General features: G+C 62.3%; 14 protein-coding genes and 1 pseudogene. 7 read left to right on the forward strand and 8 right to left on the reverse strand.

Annotated elements, in window-relative coordinates; translation table 11 throughout:
* Nucleotides 1-10: 10 nt before the first annotated feature.
* Complete coding sequence (locus tag PYR71_RS22595; protein ID WP_275620901.1) at nt 11-1,198, forward strand: PLP-dependent transferase; 1,188 nt, start codon at nt 11-13, stop codon at nt 1,196-1,198.
* Here the strand turns inward: PYR71_RS22595 and PYR71_RS22600 are convergent.
* Nucleotides 1,089-1,745, reverse strand: coding sequence for a sigma-70 family RNA polymerase sigma factor (locus tag PYR71_RS22600; protein WP_275620902.1), 657 nt, complete (start codon nt 1,743-1,745; stop codon nt 1,089-1,091). The genes PYR71_RS22595 and PYR71_RS22600 overlap by 110 nt on opposite strands.
* 164 nt (nt 1,746-1,909) lie before the next feature.
* Here PYR71_RS22600 and PYR71_RS22605 point away from each other — a divergent pair, with 164 nt between their 5' ends.
* From PYR71_RS22605 to fhuB, 3 genes are read left to right on the forward strand one after another with little or no spacing between them, the layout of a single operon-like run.
* Entirely contained in the window at nt 1,910-2,401 is a 492-nt protein-coding gene (locus PYR71_RS22605) for a GNAT family N-acetyltransferase (RefSeq protein ID WP_275620903.1), read from the forward strand.
* Nucleotides 2,402-2,433: 32 nt separating this feature from the next.
* Complete coding sequence (locus PYR71_RS22610; RefSeq protein ID WP_323115735.1) at nt 2,434-3,264, forward strand: iron-siderophore ABC transporter substrate-binding protein; 831 nt, start codon at nt 2,434-2,436, stop codon at nt 3,262-3,264.
* Nucleotides 3,264-5,228: a Fe(3+)-hydroxamate ABC transporter permease FhuB gene (fhuB, locus tag PYR71_RS22615; RefSeq protein WP_275620905.1), complete on the forward strand. Its 1,965-nt coding sequence runs from the start codon at nt 3,264-3,266 to the stop codon at nt 5,226-5,228. Before PYR71_RS22610 ends, fhuB begins: the two co-directional genes overlap by 1 nt.
* A 33-nt stretch (nt 5,229-5,261) precedes the next feature.
* Here the strand turns inward: fhuB and fhuF are convergent, their stop codons facing one another.
* From fhuF to PYR71_RS22640, 5 genes and pseudogenes are all read right to left on the reverse strand, one after another.
* Nucleotides 5,262-6,047, reverse strand: a complete 786-nt coding sequence (gene fhuF / locus PYR71_RS22620; protein WP_275620906.1) for a siderophore-iron reductase FhuF — start codon at nt 6,045-6,047, stop codon at nt 5,262-5,264.
* Between the two features lie 4 nt (nt 6,048-6,051).
* Nucleotides 6,052-8,130: pseudogene (locus tag PYR71_RS22625) on the reverse strand (TonB-dependent siderophore receptor); the annotation flags it as partial.
* 221 nt (nt 8,131-8,351) lie between these two features.
* The gene (locus PYR71_RS22630; protein WP_275620907.1) at nt 8,352-9,197 is read right to left on the reverse strand and encodes an ABC transporter permease; all 846 of its coding nucleotides are present in this window, start codon (nt 9,195-9,197) and stop codon (nt 8,352-8,354) included.
* Nucleotides 9,155-9,949 carry an ABC transporter permease gene (locus PYR71_RS22635; protein ID WP_275620908.1) on the reverse strand — a complete coding sequence of 265 codons (795 nt, stop codon included), beginning with the start codon at nt 9,947-9,949 and terminating at the stop codon, nt 9,155-9,157. The genes PYR71_RS22630 and PYR71_RS22635 overlap by 43 nt, the downstream gene beginning before the upstream one ends.
* Nucleotide 9,950: 1 nt before the next feature.
* The gene (locus PYR71_RS22640; protein WP_275620909.1) at nt 9,951-10,934 is read right to left on the reverse strand and encodes an ABC transporter ATP-binding protein; all 984 of its coding nucleotides are present in this window, start codon (nt 10,932-10,934) and stop codon (nt 9,951-9,953) included.
* 384 nt (nt 10,935-11,318) lie between these two features.
* Here PYR71_RS22640 and PYR71_RS22645 point away from each other — a divergent pair, with 384 nt between their 5' ends.
* Nucleotides 11,319-11,993, forward strand: a complete 675-nt coding sequence (locus PYR71_RS22645) for a L,D-transpeptidase (RefSeq protein ID WP_275620910.1) — start codon at nt 11,319-11,321, stop codon at nt 11,991-11,993.
* 14 nt (nt 11,994-12,007) lie between these two features.
* Nucleotides 12,008-12,544, forward strand: a complete 537-nt coding sequence (locus tag PYR71_RS22650) for an OmpA family protein (RefSeq protein ID WP_010031899.1) — start codon at nt 12,008-12,010, stop codon at nt 12,542-12,544.
* Between the two features lie 61 nt (nt 12,545-12,605).
* Here the strand turns inward: PYR71_RS22650 and PYR71_RS22655 are convergent, their stop codons facing one another.
* A complete protein-coding gene (locus PYR71_RS22655; RefSeq protein WP_275620911.1) occupies nt 12,606-15,065 on the reverse strand; it encodes a glycoside hydrolase family 3 C-terminal domain-containing protein in 2,460 nt (819 codons plus the stop codon).
* A 187-nt stretch (nt 15,066-15,252) separates the two neighbouring features.
* On the opposite strand from PYR71_RS22655, the gene PYR71_RS22660 reads away from it, so the two are divergent.
* Nucleotides 15,253-15,882: a TetR/AcrR family transcriptional regulator gene (locus PYR71_RS22660; protein WP_275620912.1), complete on the forward strand. Its 630-nt coding sequence runs from the start codon at nt 15,253-15,255 to the stop codon at nt 15,880-15,882.
* A gap of 124 nt (nt 15,883-16,006) precedes the next feature.
* On the opposite strand, the gene PYR71_RS22665 is transcribed toward PYR71_RS22660, so the two are convergent.
* Entirely contained in the window at nt 16,007-16,342 is a 336-nt protein-coding gene (locus PYR71_RS22665) for a MurR/RpiR family transcriptional regulator (RefSeq protein ID WP_183934521.1), read from the reverse strand.
* Between the last annotated feature and the right edge of the window lie 78 nt (nt 16,343-16,420).

The raw sequence follows: 16,420 nt of genomic DNA on the forward strand, positions 1-16,420 counted from the left end.
GAAGATTATCATGAACCAGTCGTTCAGCCCCAGCGACCTCGGCGCCCATGCGGCCGCCGACGATCTCTTCACGCCCGTCGATCCGGCAGCATTCAACGCCGTCTCGCCGCCGATCTTCCAGACCTCGCTCTTCACCTATGACAGCTACGAAGCGATGGAGGATGTCTTCGCCGGCCGGGCGCGCAACTTCATCTATTCGCGCGGCGACAATCCGACTGTCCGTGAATTCGAGCTCTTGGTCGCCCGACTCGAAGGCGCGGAGGATGGGCGCGCCTTTTCGAGCGGCACGGCCGCCATCACCTCGACCATTCTCAGCCTCGTGGAAGCGGGCGACCGGGTCGTTGCGGTCCGCCACCTCTATAATGACGTCTACCGCCTTCTGGTGAAGCTGCTCGGCAGGCTCGGCGTCACCGTCGATTTCGTCGATCCCTCCGATCATGACGAGGTGCGCAAGACGCTGCCGGGCGCCAAGCTGCTCTATCTCGAAAACCCGTCTTCCTTCATCTTCGAGCTTCAGGACATCGTGGCCCTGTCGGCCATGGCGAAAGAGGCTGGTGTGACGACGATCATCGACAATAGCTGGGCAACGCCGCTCTTTCAGAAGCCGATCGAGCATGGCGTCGATATCGTCATTCACGCCGCCTCGAAATATCTCGGCGGCCATAGCGATACGGTCGCCGGCGTCGTCGTCGGCTCGAAGGAGGCGATCGCCAAGATCAACTCGACCTCCTATCCCTATGTCGGCGCCAAGCTCTCGCCCTTCGAGGCATGGCTGCTGCTGCGCGGCATGCGCACGCTGCGTGTGCGCCTCAAGGAGCACGAACGCAGCGGGCTTCTGCTTGCCGATCGGCTGAAGCAGCATCCCGACATCGCGCGCGTCCGCCATCCGGCCTTTCAGGATCATCCCGGGCGGGCGACGCTGTCAGGTTATGCCGGCCTCTTCGCCTTCGACCTGACGCCCGATATCGATGTCGCGCGCTTCGTCAACGCGCTTCGCGAGACCCGCCTTGGCGTCAGCTGGGGAGGGCCGGAAACGCTGGTCGTTCCGGCCAAGGTCGCGCTGCAGATCCCTGACCGGATGACCACCTTCATCCGGTTCGGCGTGAGCGAGCAGACGATCCGTTTTGCTGTTGGGCTGGAAGAACCGGAGTTACTGTGGAGCGATTTGCAGCAGGCGCTGCACGCCGCGAAGCGGTAATATCCCGCAGGCGCTCGTGATCGGGGCGGCCGGGCTCGGCGATTGCCAGGTGGCAATGCTGCTCCGCCGCCTTGATCATGAAGTTGACGAGGGTTCTGGAGACGCCGAGTTCGGCGGCGATATCCTTCTGCGGCACGCCGTTCAGGCGATGGCGGATGAAGGCGTCGTTGGTGCGCTTCGGTAGTGCCTCGAGCGAGGCAAGCACATCGCGCAGGGTCTCTGCGGCGACCAGTTGATCGAGAACGGTGGGGATGGGCGCCGTCATCTCTTGAACCTGGTCAATCGACCTATAGTTGTTCACCTGCTGGCGTCGTCGGCGGCTCTCGTCGAGGGCGAGATTATATACCATCCGGAAGGCGTAACCGATCGGGCAACGGATCTCGTCGGTTTTGACCCCGTAAGCTTTTATCACTCCGTCCTGAAATATATCCTCAGAATATGACCTTGTTTTGACAACGCTTTCAATCGTTTTAAGGAGCTTATCCTTGTTTTCGATCATGGCGTTGACCACGGCATTTCCATTCACATCACGATGCGATGCGCGCATTGTCCCGTACCCTTTTTACAAATGGAAAATCAGGCTCTGTCGTTGCTGGTGAGTGCGGTCTTGGCGTTCCTTTCTCGAAGGAAGCTACACGATCTGATTGCAGTGTCTATTTTAAGATGATAACAGGAGTCAAGTTTAAATCGACCGAACGAAGGCGAGAAAAAATGGGACGAACAGTTGAGATCCTGACGGGCAAGGCAGAGCTCTGCCGATCGATCATGGGGGCGCTGCCCGACTGGTTTTCAGAGCCGGACGTGATCGAGGCAAGCGCCCTTGCGGTCGAGGACCTGCCGGTGTTTGGATATATCGAAGCGGATGTCGTCACCGCCTTGATCGCCTTGAAGCCGCACCTGCCCGGCGCCGTCGAGATTGCGCTGATCGCGACGCGGCCCGAATATCATGGCCGCGGCGCCGGGCGCCATCTCGTCGATGCGGCCGAGCGCTTCGCCCATGACTCCGGCGCCCGGCTGCTGACGGTCAAAACGCTGGCGCCGCGCGGCCGCCACGAGCCGCAATTCGAGGCGACGCGGCGCTTCTATGACCGGACCGGCTTCGTGAGGGCCGAGGTCTTTCCAAAACTCTGGCATGAGGACCATCCGTGCCTGTTGATGGTCAAACCGCTCACGGAGACGCAGCCGGGCAGGACCGCGCTTTGAGACGACGTGACTTTCTTCTTGGCGCGCTGGCGATGACCGGCGCGCCCACCATCGCGCGCGCCGGCGATGCCAACATCGTTTCACTCGACTACGGACTGGCGTCGACGATGCTGGCGCTCGGCAGCGTGCCGCGCGCAATCGCCTCGCTCAGGAACTGGCCGGAATGGGTGGTCGAGCCGGCGATGCCCTCAGGCGTCGTCGATGTGGGCACCACCGCCGAGATCAATCTCGAAGTCCTCACCAGCCTCAGGCCGTCGCTCATCCTCAGCACGCCTTTTCTTGCAGCCATGGATGAGAAACTGTCTCAGATCGCGCCGGTCGAAACCTTCACCGTCTACGCCGAGAATGGCGAGGCGCTCGACCGCTCTTACGCCGAAACACTGCGGCTCGGCGCCATGGTCGAGCGGCAGAGGGAAGCGGAGGCATTTCTGTCCCGCGCCGATGCCACCTTCGCCCGGCTGCGCGACCGGATGAAAAACCTGTCCGCGCGCCCGGTCGCCGTCATCAACTTCATCGACCAGAGGCATGCGCGCATCTATGGCGGCCCCGGACTTTACGGCGGCGCCATGCGCCGGATCGGCCTCGAGAACGCCTGGAAAGGCGAGGCGAGCTACTGGGGATTTCAGACGATCGGCCTTGAACAGCTCGCCGAACTCGATGAAGAGGCGCATCTCGTCGTCGTTTCGCCGCTGCTTCCGCCCGATGTCCTGACCCGGCTTTCCGAAAGCCCGCTCTGGACCAGCCTTCCCTTCGTCCGGCAGCAGCGGATCTCGGTCGTTCCAGGCGTGCTGATGTTTGGAATGGTCCAGGAGGCACTGCGCTTTTCGACTTTGATGGTCGATGTTCTGGAGGCTGCCGCCTGATGAAAGCGCAAATTTCCTGCTTTGGCGCGCCCGCCCTCGCGGCGCTGCTGCTGTTTTCGGGCCTCGGCCTGGCTCTCCTCGACCTGCTCCCGGCGCTGCCGCATCTGGAGGCATCAGGCGGATACGACGCGCAGCACCTTCTCCTTCTCTATTCGACGCTTCCGCGCATCGCGACGGCCGTGATCACCGGGGCCGCCCTCGCGCTGTCGGGCACGATCCTGCAGCAGGTGCTGCGCAATCCGCTCGCTTCGCCGACGACGCTCGGCGTCTCGGCCGGCGCCAATCTGGCGCTGGTATCCGTCATGCTCGCCTTTCCGTCGCTGACAGGATGGGGCCGCGATGCGGTCGCGCTTGCCGGAAGTGCTGTTGCCGCATTCGCCATCTTCTCGATCAGCGCCCGGCACGGATTTTCGCCCTTTTCCCTCATCCTGTCGGGCATGATCATCGGCCTCTGGTGCGGCGCGGCGGCGGCCATTCTCATCCTGATGAACGATCAATATCTCTCCGGGATATTCATCTGGGGCGCCGGATCGCTCTCGCAGCAGAGCTGGGCGATTCCGATATCGCTGCTGCCGAAGGTCGTCCCCCTCGCCGGCCTTGCCTTTCTCGCCGCGAGGCCGCTGGCGCTGAGCCAGCTCGGCGATGCCGGCGCGACGAGCCTCGGCCTACCGATCAAATGGTCGCGCGGCGTCATCCTCGCGATCGCAATTGCGCTCAGCGCCCTCGTCACCAGCGCCGTCGGCGTCATCGGCTTCATCGGGCTGGTCGCCCCGCAGATCGTCCGACTGGCCGGCGCACGCCGCGTCGTCAGCCAATTGATCTGGTCGCCCATTGCCGGCGCCGGCCTTCTTCTCCTGACGGACGAGGCGAACAAGCTCCTTGCTCCCGGCGACTTCGTGCCGACGGGGGCAGTAACCGCGCTGCTCGGCGGACCGATCCTGATCGCTCTGCTGCCGCGCCTGGCGACAACAACGCGCGCGCTGCCCGAGTTGGCCTCCCCACGGCATGTGGCCAGCAACGGAGCGGCAAGCTTTGCTCTGCTGTTTGCCCTGGTCGTCACATTTGCGATTGCCGCAATCTTCTTCGGCCGCGCGCCTGATGGAGCCTGGACATGGCTGCCCGCAGCCTCATGGGATGACATCCTTCCTCTTCGGCTACCGCGAGTCGCCGCCGCCTTCGGCGCGGGAGCCGTGCTTGGCGTCACCGGCCTCATTCTGCAGCGGCTGACCGGAAACGAAATGGCAAGCCCCGAGGTGCTTGGCGTATCAGCGGGAGCAACACTCGGCGTTGCCGCCTCGATGTTCGTCTTTGCTGCACCGGGACTGACTATTCAGCTTTCCTTTGCCGGCGGCGGGGCTCTCCTCGTGCTGACCTTGATCTTCCTCCTCGGCGCGCGGTCGGGCTTCGGCCCGATCCGTGTGCTGCTCGCCGGGATTGCCTTAGGCGCCATCCTCGACGCCGGGATCGGCGTTCTTGCCGCCAGCGGCGACCCGCGCGGATTGGCGCTCATCCGCTGGATGTCGGGCTCGACCTATTTCGTCGACAACACCGTTGCCGCAAGCGCCCTGCTGGTCGCGCTCGCCTGCCTGGCCGCAGCCTTCCTCGCCAGTAGATGGCTTGCCCTTCTGCAACTCGGATCGGAGACGGCGAGCGAACTCGGGCTCAGGATCGCTCCCGCACGCGGCACGTTGTATGCGCTTTGCGCGCTCATGACGGCCGCATCCACGCTGGTCGTCGGCCCCTTGAGCTTCATCGGATTGATGGCTCCTCACTTTTCCCAAGGGCTCGGTCTTCGCCGGCCCTCCGGCCAGCTTCTCGCGGCCGCCCTGATCGGGGCGATCCTGCTCGTCATCGCCGACTGGACCGGGCGCATGATCGCCTTCCCCTATCAGCTCCCGGCAGGATTGATCTCGGCTCTCGTGGGAGCCCCGATGTTGCTCATCATTCTCAGACGAAGGTCGTGATCGCGCCCGTCTCCGAGACGGCCGGCATCTGCGTCAATGCCGCCCGTCCGGCAGCGGACAGGCTTCGCCGCAGCCGCCGACGCCCGGCAGATTGTAGCGCAGGCAGCAGACCTTGCGGCGGGCGAATTCCAGCCCGCATTGCTGGCGCGCCATGCGGATCATGCCGAACATCGGGTTGCGCCCGCCGCCCGGCCACTCAGCATCGTTCAGCAGCGCCAGGCCGCCCTCGACGAGTCCGGGCTCGTGCCGGTGAGCGATCTCTTTGAGGATCCAGGAGAGATAGGCCGCAGCGTTGTTCCAGAGAAGCTTCGGCGCGACGCCGGCATTGGCAGCGATCGCCGCGATGACCGGTTCGGCGTGACCGAGCATCAGCCGGTGAAGCTCGGCTGTCGGATCGGCCGCAGCCTCCGGCCGATCGGACATCACGAATGCTTCCGGCTCGGCTGTCTCACCGTTGCAAACGAGCGACAGCCGGTCGATGTCCAGCGGCAGCGTGATGCGGTTCACGAACATGTGGACGCTCGGAGCGATCGTCAGCATGCTGAAATAATAGAGCGTCCACATGGAGACGATCGCGCGGCGGTCGCTGCCCGGAAATTTTTCGCCATAGCGGGCGATGATGCCGTCAAAGACGTCCCGGTCGCCAAGGTCGCTGCAGGGAACGACAATCCCGGCCGGCGGCGGAGAGGCAAGCAGCTTGCCGCGGCAATAGGCGAACGGGCCATCGCCCACCAGGCCGTCGAGGTCGACAGCCTGGTGCGCGACAGGATGATCGGCGATCGAAGGGCGCGATGCCGCCCCGTTCATCTCTGCCGCCATGGTGCTACCACCGATACTTCAGGGTGCCGGTCATGTTGCGACCCTGGCCGAGGTAGCAGAAGCCCTCTTCGCAGACTGTTTCGCGCTGATCACCGATGTTGCGGATGTTGAAGGCTGCCGTAAGTCCTTCATATTTCTTGTCGACGGCCCCAAAATCATAGGCGAGGGCGGCATCGACATAGAAAGTTGCGGAATTCTTCGAGGTGTTGGCGACATCCGTCCAGGTCTCCCCAATGTAGCGTACGCCGGCGCCCATCGACAGACCGTTGAAGGGGTTGCTTTCCTGGAAGGTATAATTCGCCCACAGGCTCGCAACATGGGTCGGGGTAATGGCGGGCGTATTTCCGACGTTGTTGCCCCCGGTTATTTCCGAGTCGTTGTAGGTGTAGGCGGCAATAATATCGAGGCCATCGGCGATTGCCGCGCGGGCTTCAAGCTCGATACCTTTTCCTGTCACCTCGCCCTGGGAGTCGTAGGCGAAGGTCAGCGGGTCGGCGAGCCTCGGCTTGTTTTGCTCAACGATGTGATAGGCGACAGCCGAGAGCAGGATGTCGGAGCCGGGCGGCTGGTATTTCACCCCGAGTTCGAATTGCTCGCCCTTCGTCGGCGGAAGAATCGTGTTGGTTGCCGACCGGTTGGTGACCGGATCGAAGGAGGTAGCGTAGGAAGCAAAGGGCGCGATGCCGTTGTCGAAGAGGTAAAGCGCGCCAGCCTGCACGGAGAAGGCATTTTTGTCGACGTCCTCCGCGCTGACCGTGGGCAAGGTCGAATCTCGCGTCTGGTTCACCCAGGTCTGCCGGCCGCCGAGGTTGAAGCGCCAGTTTCCGGCCTCGATCTGGTCCATGACGTAAATGCCGACCTGCCGCATATCGGCCTCGGACGCCAATATATTATAATCCGGCGTAGCGCCCGAGACTCCATAGGTCGGATTGGCGATATCGAAGTCGAATGCCGGATCTGCGGCTCCGGCGCCGTAGCCAAAGCTCGACTGGAGATTGGTGTAGTCGAGCCCGAACAGCATCGTATGCGCAAGCGGGCCTGTATCGAACTTCGCCTCGAGCTGGTTATCGACCTGGAAAACGTTCATTTCGTCCCGGATCGCGTTGGTGCCACGATGCGCGACGGTCCCGGTCCAGCCGGTAACGCCGAGGTAGCGAGCCTCCAGATCGAGATGCGAGTAACGCAGGTTCTGCCGGAAGGTCAGGCCGTTGTCGAATTCATGCTCGAATTGATAGCCAACCTGCTGCTGCTTGATCTTCTGGTGGTCGTAGTCGGGATCGCTCGCCCTGAGATCGAGAATCCGGCCGTCTACGGTCGTGATCGCGCCGACATTGGAGTCGGTCTCGTCCGCCTGCGCCAGGCCGTAGACCGTGAAGGACGTGCCCTCGTCGGGTTTCCAGGTAAAGGACGGCGCGAACAAATAGCGGTCGTCGGCGATGTCGAAATTGGTGTCGCCGCGGCGGGCGACACCAACGATGCGATAGAGAAAATCGTCGTTGCCCTCGCTGATCGGCCCACCGAAATCGAACATTCCCTGCACCCGGTCCTCGGTGCCGTAGGTAATGCCGACTTCGCGGATCGGCTCCTCGGTCGGAAGCTTCGATATCTTGTTGACGAGGCCGCCCGGCGAACCGGAACCGTAAAGAACCGATACCGGTCCCTTGATCACCTCGACGCGCTGCAGCTGATAGGGATCGGTGCGGAACATGCCATAATTGATGTAGGGCTGGCGCAACCCGTCGCGATAGTCACCGACCGTCGTAGCGTTGTAGCCGCGAATGTAGATCTGGTCGAAACGCGGGTCGAAGCCGCTCGTTCCCGTCGTCACGCCGGCGGTGTAGCGCACTGCCTCGATGACCGTCTGCGCGCCGCGCTGCTCGATTTCCTTCTCGGTGGTGACCGACACGGAACGCGGCGTCTCGACGAGCGGCGTGCTGATCTTGGTCGCGCCGGCGCTGTTTTTGGCGGCGACCGACGTCCGGTCCGTCTTGCTATCAGAGGCTGCACCTTGGATGACGATCGGTTCCAGCGTCGTCGCCGTGTCGCCGGTGTTGGCGCTCTGGGCGGAAGCCGGCGATGCCGCGAAACATTCAAAAAAACACGCGCCATTGCTTGGTCCCTACGTCATAGATGCGCGCGGAACCTATGGAGCGAAGGAAGCCTTGTCAACATAAGATGATTATTTTGGTCATCTTTTCATCGATGATTTTTGTATGCTTGGCGTTCCCGAACAGGTTGCATGCAGCGTCGAGATGTACATGCACATTTCCAAGCGCAGATGGCTAATGGTCCAGCTGCAGCATGTCAGCCGCCTGCACGCTGATAACGCCGGATCGTGAAGCGCCAGAAGGCGGCGGCAATCAAGGCGGCGAAGGGCCCCACGGCGACGGCCGCGGGCGCGGCGGCATCGCCGAGATAAGGAATCGGCTTTCCGATCAGGGCGGCGACCGGCACATAGGCCATATAGGCAAAGGGCAAGCCGGAAAGCAGCAGAAACTGGAGTGGCGCTGCAAAGATCGTTATGGGATAGCGGGATAATTCCCAGAAATCGAAATATATGCCGAAAATATAGCGCGCGCGCCGCAACACCAGCGCACTTGCGCCGATCGACGTGATGACCGCGCCGGTCAGAAGCGCCGCACTGAAAAGGCTGGCAACCAGCTGCAATAGGGTCAGCATGCTCCAGTCGATCGCCACCTTGGGCAAAGCCCAGGCCATCAGGCCCACGCCGAGAATGACATGGCTGCCATACTCGATGTTGAACCCGGAAAACGACAGGAAAGCCCATGTATTCACCGGCCTGGTCAGCAGCGTGTCAAACTCGCCATCCCTGACGATTTCTTCCATTCGGCGCAGCTGCACGAAGGTGAAGCACGCGCCAAGGGCGTAACCCAGAGTGTGGAAACCCAGCAGCAGCGCCACATCTTGCCAACGCCAGCCGCCCATGCCGCCGAATCGGGTGAGGATGATCCAAAGGGAGGCGAAGGCGCCGGCATAGCCGAAGCCCTGCGAGACCCAGGCCAGGACCAGTGCCGCCCGATATTGCAGCCGGGTCCGCATTCGCAGCCGCATGAGATACCAGGCAAGCGTCAGCGTTTCCTGCATGATCAGCCTCCCTGAACGACAATCCGCCGGCAGGCGCCGGACCAAAGCGCTGCGATCAGACCGACGAGGACGGCGATCCAGCAAAGCCCGACGGCCAGATATGCGAGAGAGGAAACGAGGTCGAGCTGACCGAGATAGACCGCCATCGGATAATAGGTGATCCAGGCGAAGGGCAGCACGTGCGCGGCTTCGGCGAGCACCGGGGGAAAGAACCATAGTGGCACCAGCCCGCCGGACAGAAGCGCCCCGAATCCGCGCATGAACCATTCCAGCGAATGTGCGTCGAAGACCCAGAAGGACAGAAGTCCGAACAGGATCGAGATCAACAGAAGCAGGGTCGTGGAGACGGCCAGATAGCCGATGAAAACGAGGCCATGCGCCACGCTCGCGGGTGGCAAGAGCCCGTATATAAGCGAGAATACGACGATCACCGGCGTGCACACGACGGCGAAGTTGAAGAGCCGCGGCCCGAGATTTTCGGCAAACAGCGTCAGCGGAAAGCTTGCCGGCCGAACGAGTGAATTGGCGATTTGGCCGGTGCGGATCGCCGCGCCGATTTCCCGTACGACCAGTGCGGCATCCCAACTCGAAAGCAGGGTAGCCCCGATGATGGCGTAGGCAATCATCTGCGGCAGCGTGATGCCGGCCACGGCATGTTGACCACCATAGACAGCTTTCCATATCGAAATACGGGCGAAGACTTCGATCAGCGCGCCGAGAACCATCGAGAGGATTTCGGCGCGATAACCGGCCTGCTGGCGGACCGCGGCCGCTGCAAATGCAAGAAAGCTCCGCATGTCACCCCCGTGCCTGATAGTGGGTGCGGATCACCTCCTCGATCCCGGGCTCGTGCAGCCGGACATCGCGAAGCGCGGCCCTCGCCGTCAGCGCGCCCATCAGATCGATCAGCGAGCGTCCGTCGTCTGCCAACAGAAATTCGCGCACCGTTCCCTCACCCCCGAGCAGCTCGGCCCCCGCCAACGAGACTGCGCCGGGTTCGCCGTCGAACTCCAGCGTCAGCCGGCGCCTCGCGCCGAAAGTCACGCGCAATTCCGCAAGCGGACCGTCGAACAGCAGCCGCCCTTCGTCCACCATGATCAGGCGCGGGCAAATCTCCTCGATGTCCTGCAGATCGTGCGTAGTGAGAATGATCGTCGTACCGCGTTCCCTGTTGGTGCGCGCAAGGAACTTGCGCACGACATCCTTGGCAACCACGTCGAGTCCGATGGTCGGCTCATCGAGAAACAGGATTTTCGGTTCATGCATAAGCGCCATGGCAATCTCGGCGCGCATGCGCTGGCCCAGGCTGAGCTGACGCACTGGCCGCTCGATGAATGAGGACAGCTGCATCATCTCGACAAGTTCGGCTCTATTGCAGCGAAAGGCCGCATCCGGAACCCGATAGATGCGCCGATGCAACTCGAAGCTCTCGGCAAGGGGAAGGTCCCACCATAATTGCGTGCGCTGGCCAAAGACCACGCCGATCTCGCGCGCATTGGCAATCCGGTCCTCCACAGGCCGGCGACCGAGCACGCTTACTTCGCCGGAGGAGGGCATGAGGATGCCGGTCAGCATCTTGATCATGGTCGATTTGCCCGCACCGTTCGGTCCGAGATAGCCGACAGCCTCCCCTGGCCCGACCGCGAAGGAAATCTGCTCCACCGCGTGCACGGGCTTTGTCACCGGCGCGACGATGTTGCGCAGCGCCCCAACCAGGCCGGGCTGCGGAACCCGCTGGCTAAAGGTCTTGCTTACGCTCTTGGCACTGATAATCGGCAGCATGAGGGAATCCAGCAAAATGGGACGATCCCAATAAGCGAGTCGCGTGAAACCTATGCAATACCTGCCGCCTGGGATAGACAATTCTTTTGATACAACCGATCAATCGTCGGAATGCCGGCGCTGCGGATGATGCGGCGCTCCGCTGGCGAACTGCCTGACTTTCGACAGAAGATCGGCACTGACCGCATCCTTCTATCCAATCCAGTGACCCCGTGCGGCGTTGGTATAACATGATCCAAAGCCGAGTAACGGCCGGAGCAATACAAATCTGAGCGACCCTCGACTCGATATCGATCTTGATGAGGCGAGGAGTTTTCTATTGAGGCAAATGAAAAATCTGCTTTACTGGCGCTTCGCTTGTTGGCTTTCAGGGGGGCTTGGCCGATGACGTGGAACCGCAGGAGTATTGTGCTGGGTGGATTGGCGTTGCTTGGGGCCGGCGCCGTTCGAAAACCGGCGGTCGCCGCGGCATCTTCTTATTTTGACGGCACGGCCGTCGACAATGGCGTGACGTTCCGCAGCACCAATTTCGCCAAAATCGACAAGCGGTGGCACCGCCAGGTTGTCAAATATTTCAGCAGCGAGCCGATCGGCACGGTTGTTGTCGACACAAGGCACCATTTTCTCTACGTGATCATGGAGAATAAGACCGCCATCCGCTATGGGGTCGGCGTCGGCCGCGAAGGCTTCAAATGGTTCGGTCGCGCCACGATCGACGCCAAATCGCTTTGGCCGCGCTGGACGCCGCCGCCGGAGATGCGCAAGCGCCATCCTGAACTGCCCGAATTCGTCGCGGGCGGTTCACCGAAGAATCCGCTCGGGCCTCGCGCCATGTATCTACATCGTGACGGTGTCGATACCGGCTATCGCTTCCACGGCACGCTGGAGCCATGGAGCATTGGCAAGGACGCCTCCAGCGGCTGTATCCGCATGTTCAACGAAGACGCCATCGATCTTTACCAACGCTGCCCGATCGGCACAGCTGTACAGGTTCTGCCGCGTATTGCCGACCAAGCCGAAAGCCCCACGCAGGTCAGCCAAACAACCCCGGTCGAATAAGGAACCTTACCCTGATGTCTGCTACGACCGGATATACGAGCCGCCTTCTCGCCGCGGCCATGCTCCTGGCGCTTGCCGCCTGCTCCACCACCGAGATCGCCTCCCTGGAAGAACCGACTGCGGCGCCGATGACCGGCCAGACCAATGATCCGGCGCCGGGGTTCGAAAACGTCGCGGCCGGAAGCGAAGAGGATTTCATCCTCAATGTCGGCCGGCGGATCTACTTCAAGCAGGATTCCGCCACCCTCGATTCCGTCGCCATGGCAACGCTGGATAACCAGGCCGCCTGGCTCAACAGAAACCCGACCTGGCTGCTCAAGCTGCAGGGATTTGCCGACGATTCCGGTTCCGCCTCCCAGATGGAAACGCTGTCGCAGAAGCGCGCCGACGCGGCGATGGCCTATCTCGCCTCGAAGGGCGTCGACCCGAAGCGCATGTGGGCCAAAGGCTATGGCAACGATCGAGAAGTTCGCGACTGCACGGACCGCTCCTGCAAGGTGCAGAACCGGCGTGTCGTCACCAATCTGCGTGCCCAGCCGGACGCGGCCTGATCGCAGATTGGACCACTCGACGCTCGCGTAGACGCGCCAACCGTATCTCGGGCCTCCTGTTCTAGGAGGGCGGCAACTCGTAGCTGGATGATGACGGCAGATCGAGCACGAACCTGATATCCGCAGCATTCGCCGCCACGACCAGCTGGTAATTGCCGGCCTCGGCGCGGAAAGCGCCGGCTTCGACGTCGAAGTAAGCGAGATCGCGCGGCTGGATTTGCATTATCGCCGTGCCGGTCTCGCCGGGCTGCAGCGATAGCTTGGCGAAGGCGCGCAGTTCCTTGTCCGGCCGCGCCACTTTGGTCTTCGGCGAACGCACATAGAGCTGCACCAGTTCGGAGCCAGCCCGGTCGCCGATGTTGGCCAGGTCGACGCTGACGGTGACGCCGTCGGAACTCATTTCGCCGGCCGACAGCCGCGGCTCGCTCCAGCGGAAGCGGGTATAGCCGAGGCCGAAGCCGAAGGGGAAGAGCGGCTCGACGGCGTGTGTATCGTGATGACGATAGCCGACGAAGACGCCCTCGGCGTAGCGCACATGGCCGTCCTGGCCGGGATAGACGGCGGGATCGCCTGTCATGGCGGAATTGTCAGCAAGCGTCTTCGGGAAGGTCTGCGGCAGGCGCCCACTCGGCTCGACATCGCCGAATAGGACATCGGCGACGGCATTGCCCAGTTCCTGCCCGGGATACCAGATCTGCAGCACGGCGCGAACCTTGCCGAGCCAGGGCATTTCCACCGGACCGCCGGTCTGCAGCACGACCACCGTGTTGGCGTTGGCGGCCGCAACCCGCTCGATCAGTTCCTCCTGCCGGCCGGGCAGCCGCATGTCGGGCAGATCCAACCCTTCCGTATCCCATTCGCCGTCGCGGCCGACAAAGAGAAGCGCCACATCGGCATTGCGCGCCGTCTCGACGGCCGACTCGATATCGGTCTCGCCGAGCGGCTTTTCGACGCCGAAGCGCACAGCGATGAGGTTGATGCCCTCCTCGGCCGCGGTGCACGGCTCATATTCGACAGTGATCTTGTATGACCGGCCGGCCTCGAGGGACACCGCCCCGCGCTGTTCGTCATTGGCGGTGCCGAAATAATTCTCGCCGCGTGTCCAGCCGTCGCGGCCATCGACAGTCAGCCGGCCATCCACGAAGAGCCGCGCCAGTCCGGCGTTGGTCATGCCGAAGACGTGATTGCCGCTCTCCTCCGGCAGGAAATGCATTGTCATGCGGGCCGAAAAATCGGCAGGGTCGAGATCGCCCGACGGCAGCTGGAACCAGAAGAATTCGCCCTTGTCGACCGTTTCGACATAGAGCGGCTCGCCCTTGCAGCCGCGGCCCTTGAAATATTCGACCGAGATCTTGCCCTTGAACACGTCGATCAGGCGGTTGTGGCGGCAGCCGACCGCGTGGCTGATGCTGTTGGCGTTGGAGAGGGCGGCGCGGATGCCTTCGAGCGGGCTCACCGTATAATGCGCGGCGATCTGCGCGCTGCCGCCGCCCATGACGCGCGCGCTTGCGGCATTGGGGCCGATGACGGCGATGCGATCGAGGGAGGTTTTGGCAAGCGGCAGGATGCCGTCATTCCTGAGGAGCACAGCGCCTTCCGCGCCGAGACGCCGGATCAGCGCCCTGTCTTCCGGCAGGTCGACCGACCGCTCGTTTAGATCGGGTTTCTTCTCGAACGCACCGACCCGCTCGAGGAGAAGCAGCATGCGCCGCGCCGCAGCGCGTACCGTCGCGGCCTCGACCTTGCCCTCGCGCACGGCCGCGACCAGTTTGTCGCCGCGGTCGCGGGCCGGACCCGGCATTTCGAGATCCAGGCCGGCATTGATCGTCTCGGCCGTCGAATGCGAACCGAACCAGTCGGACATGACGATGCCGTCGAAGCCCCACTCCTCGCGTAACAGCTTGGTCAGCAGCCAGTGATGCTCACTGGTATAGGTGCCGTTCAGGCGGTTATAGGAGGACATCACAGCCATGACGCCGGCGCGACGCACTGCCTGTTCGAAGGGAGGAAGATAGATTTCGCGTAGCGTGCGCTCGTCGATATCGGAAGACATGGTCTGCCGCTCGATCTCGGATTCGTTGCCGGCGAAATGCTTGATCGTCGCCGCGATCCCCTGGCCCTGTACGCCCTCGATATAGGCGACGGCCAGTTCAGCGGTCAGCATCGGGTCTTCGGAATAACATTCGAAATTGCGCCCGTTGAGGCCGGAGCGGTGGATGTTCACCGTGGGCGCCAGCAACACCGCGGCACCCTTGCTCTTTGCCTGGCGCGCAAGGGCCGCGCCCATCTGATGGATAAGTTCGGGATTCCAACTGGCGCCGAGCGCGATGGCGACGGGAAAGCAGGTCGCCTTGACGCCGGCGACCAGCGAGCCGGCGCCGCGCGCGCCGTTCGGTCCATCCGTCACCTTGATCTTCGGAACGCCGAGACGCTCGACCGGAAACGTCGTCCAGAAATCGGCACCGGACAGAAGGGAGACCTGCTCTTCGAGCGTCATCTGGTCGAGAATGGAATCGATCATGCAAACCTCCCTGCTACGACTCCGGATCCAAGACGCGATCCGGGCGCTTTGATCATTAAACCTACCGATTACTCGGTATTTTTAAGATGTCAACTGCCACTGTCTGATGTATGGGTAGACAGCTTGCAGGGCTGCAGGCTTGCCGATTGGCGCGTCGCCGTTAAAAGGAGGCAAACGGAAAGAGACGATGGCAGAACAAGAGACCGGCCCGAGGGAAAAGCAGCGGCGCAAATCCAGCAAGGGGGAGGCGCGCCGAGCGGAAATCCTTGCGGCGGCGATGCGCCGCTTCGCCGAAGACGGCTATCAGAATGCCGCCATTGGGGATATCGCCCAAGATGTCGGCCTGTCGCTGCCCGGCCTGTTGCACCATTTCCCGACCAAGGTCGATCTCCTGCTCGCCATTCTGGACAACCGCGATTTGGAAAGCGCAGATTTCATCGACCACTATCGTTTGGACCTTCGGGGCCTACTTAAAGGCATGGTCGCCGTCTTCCGTCGCAACGCCGAAATGGTCGAGGTCACCAGGGCTTTCGCCATCCTCAATGCCGAAAGCCTGATGAAGGACCACCCCGCCAAGGCCTGGTTTCTCGATCGCGCCACGCAGATGCAGAAGCATATCGCCGCGACCTTCGAACGCGCCGCCGCCGATGGCTCGTTCGCCAAGAACATCGATAGCAAGGCGATGGCGGCCGAACTGATCGCCGTCATGGACGGCCTGCAGATGCTCTGGCTGCGCGACCCCGATCGCTTCGATATGGTCGGCGGGTTCGAAGCCTATGTCAGCCGCCTGCAGACGAGCCTCGGTCTGGATGGCTGAACGAGGATGGAGTGCAGATCGGAAGGCCTGGCATTTGTCGCCTGCCGGCGGTTGCCTGCTCCCCTCATGCGTCCCCTGGCGGTTACTCATTCCTTGCCGGCGGCGACTTCAAGCAACGGACATCCTACCCGACATTGCGCGGTGGCGGCTGAGGGACTTGGTAAGGCGGCGACATGCCTTTGGAGCGTTCTCGAATATAGCGGGCACAGAGATCCTTCAGACCGCGGTATGATCCAATTCCCAGAAAGCTGCTCAGCCGTATAACTGTCGTTTGCGAGACGCCGCATTTTTTTGCGACTGAAGCAGCACTTTCGAAGGCTACCATCTCCGGATGCTCAAGCATCCGCCTGGCAACCTGTTCCACCTGGTTAGGGAAAAAGATCCTTCCTTCGGCAATGGACTGCTTTAGTTCCTGAAAGGTTTGAGGACGTTGATCTTTCATAGGACGCGTGGCTGACATTTGGCGCCTCCGTGGCAGATGCATTTCGCGCAGGACAAGTCGACTCTGCATTCGGGGAGTCGGGCGATGCAGGGGAGC

This window comes from Rhizobium mulingense (genome assembly GCF_029194105.1).
GTDB lineage: Bacteria > Pseudomonadota > Alphaproteobacteria > Rhizobiales > Rhizobiaceae > Rhizobium > Rhizobium mulingense.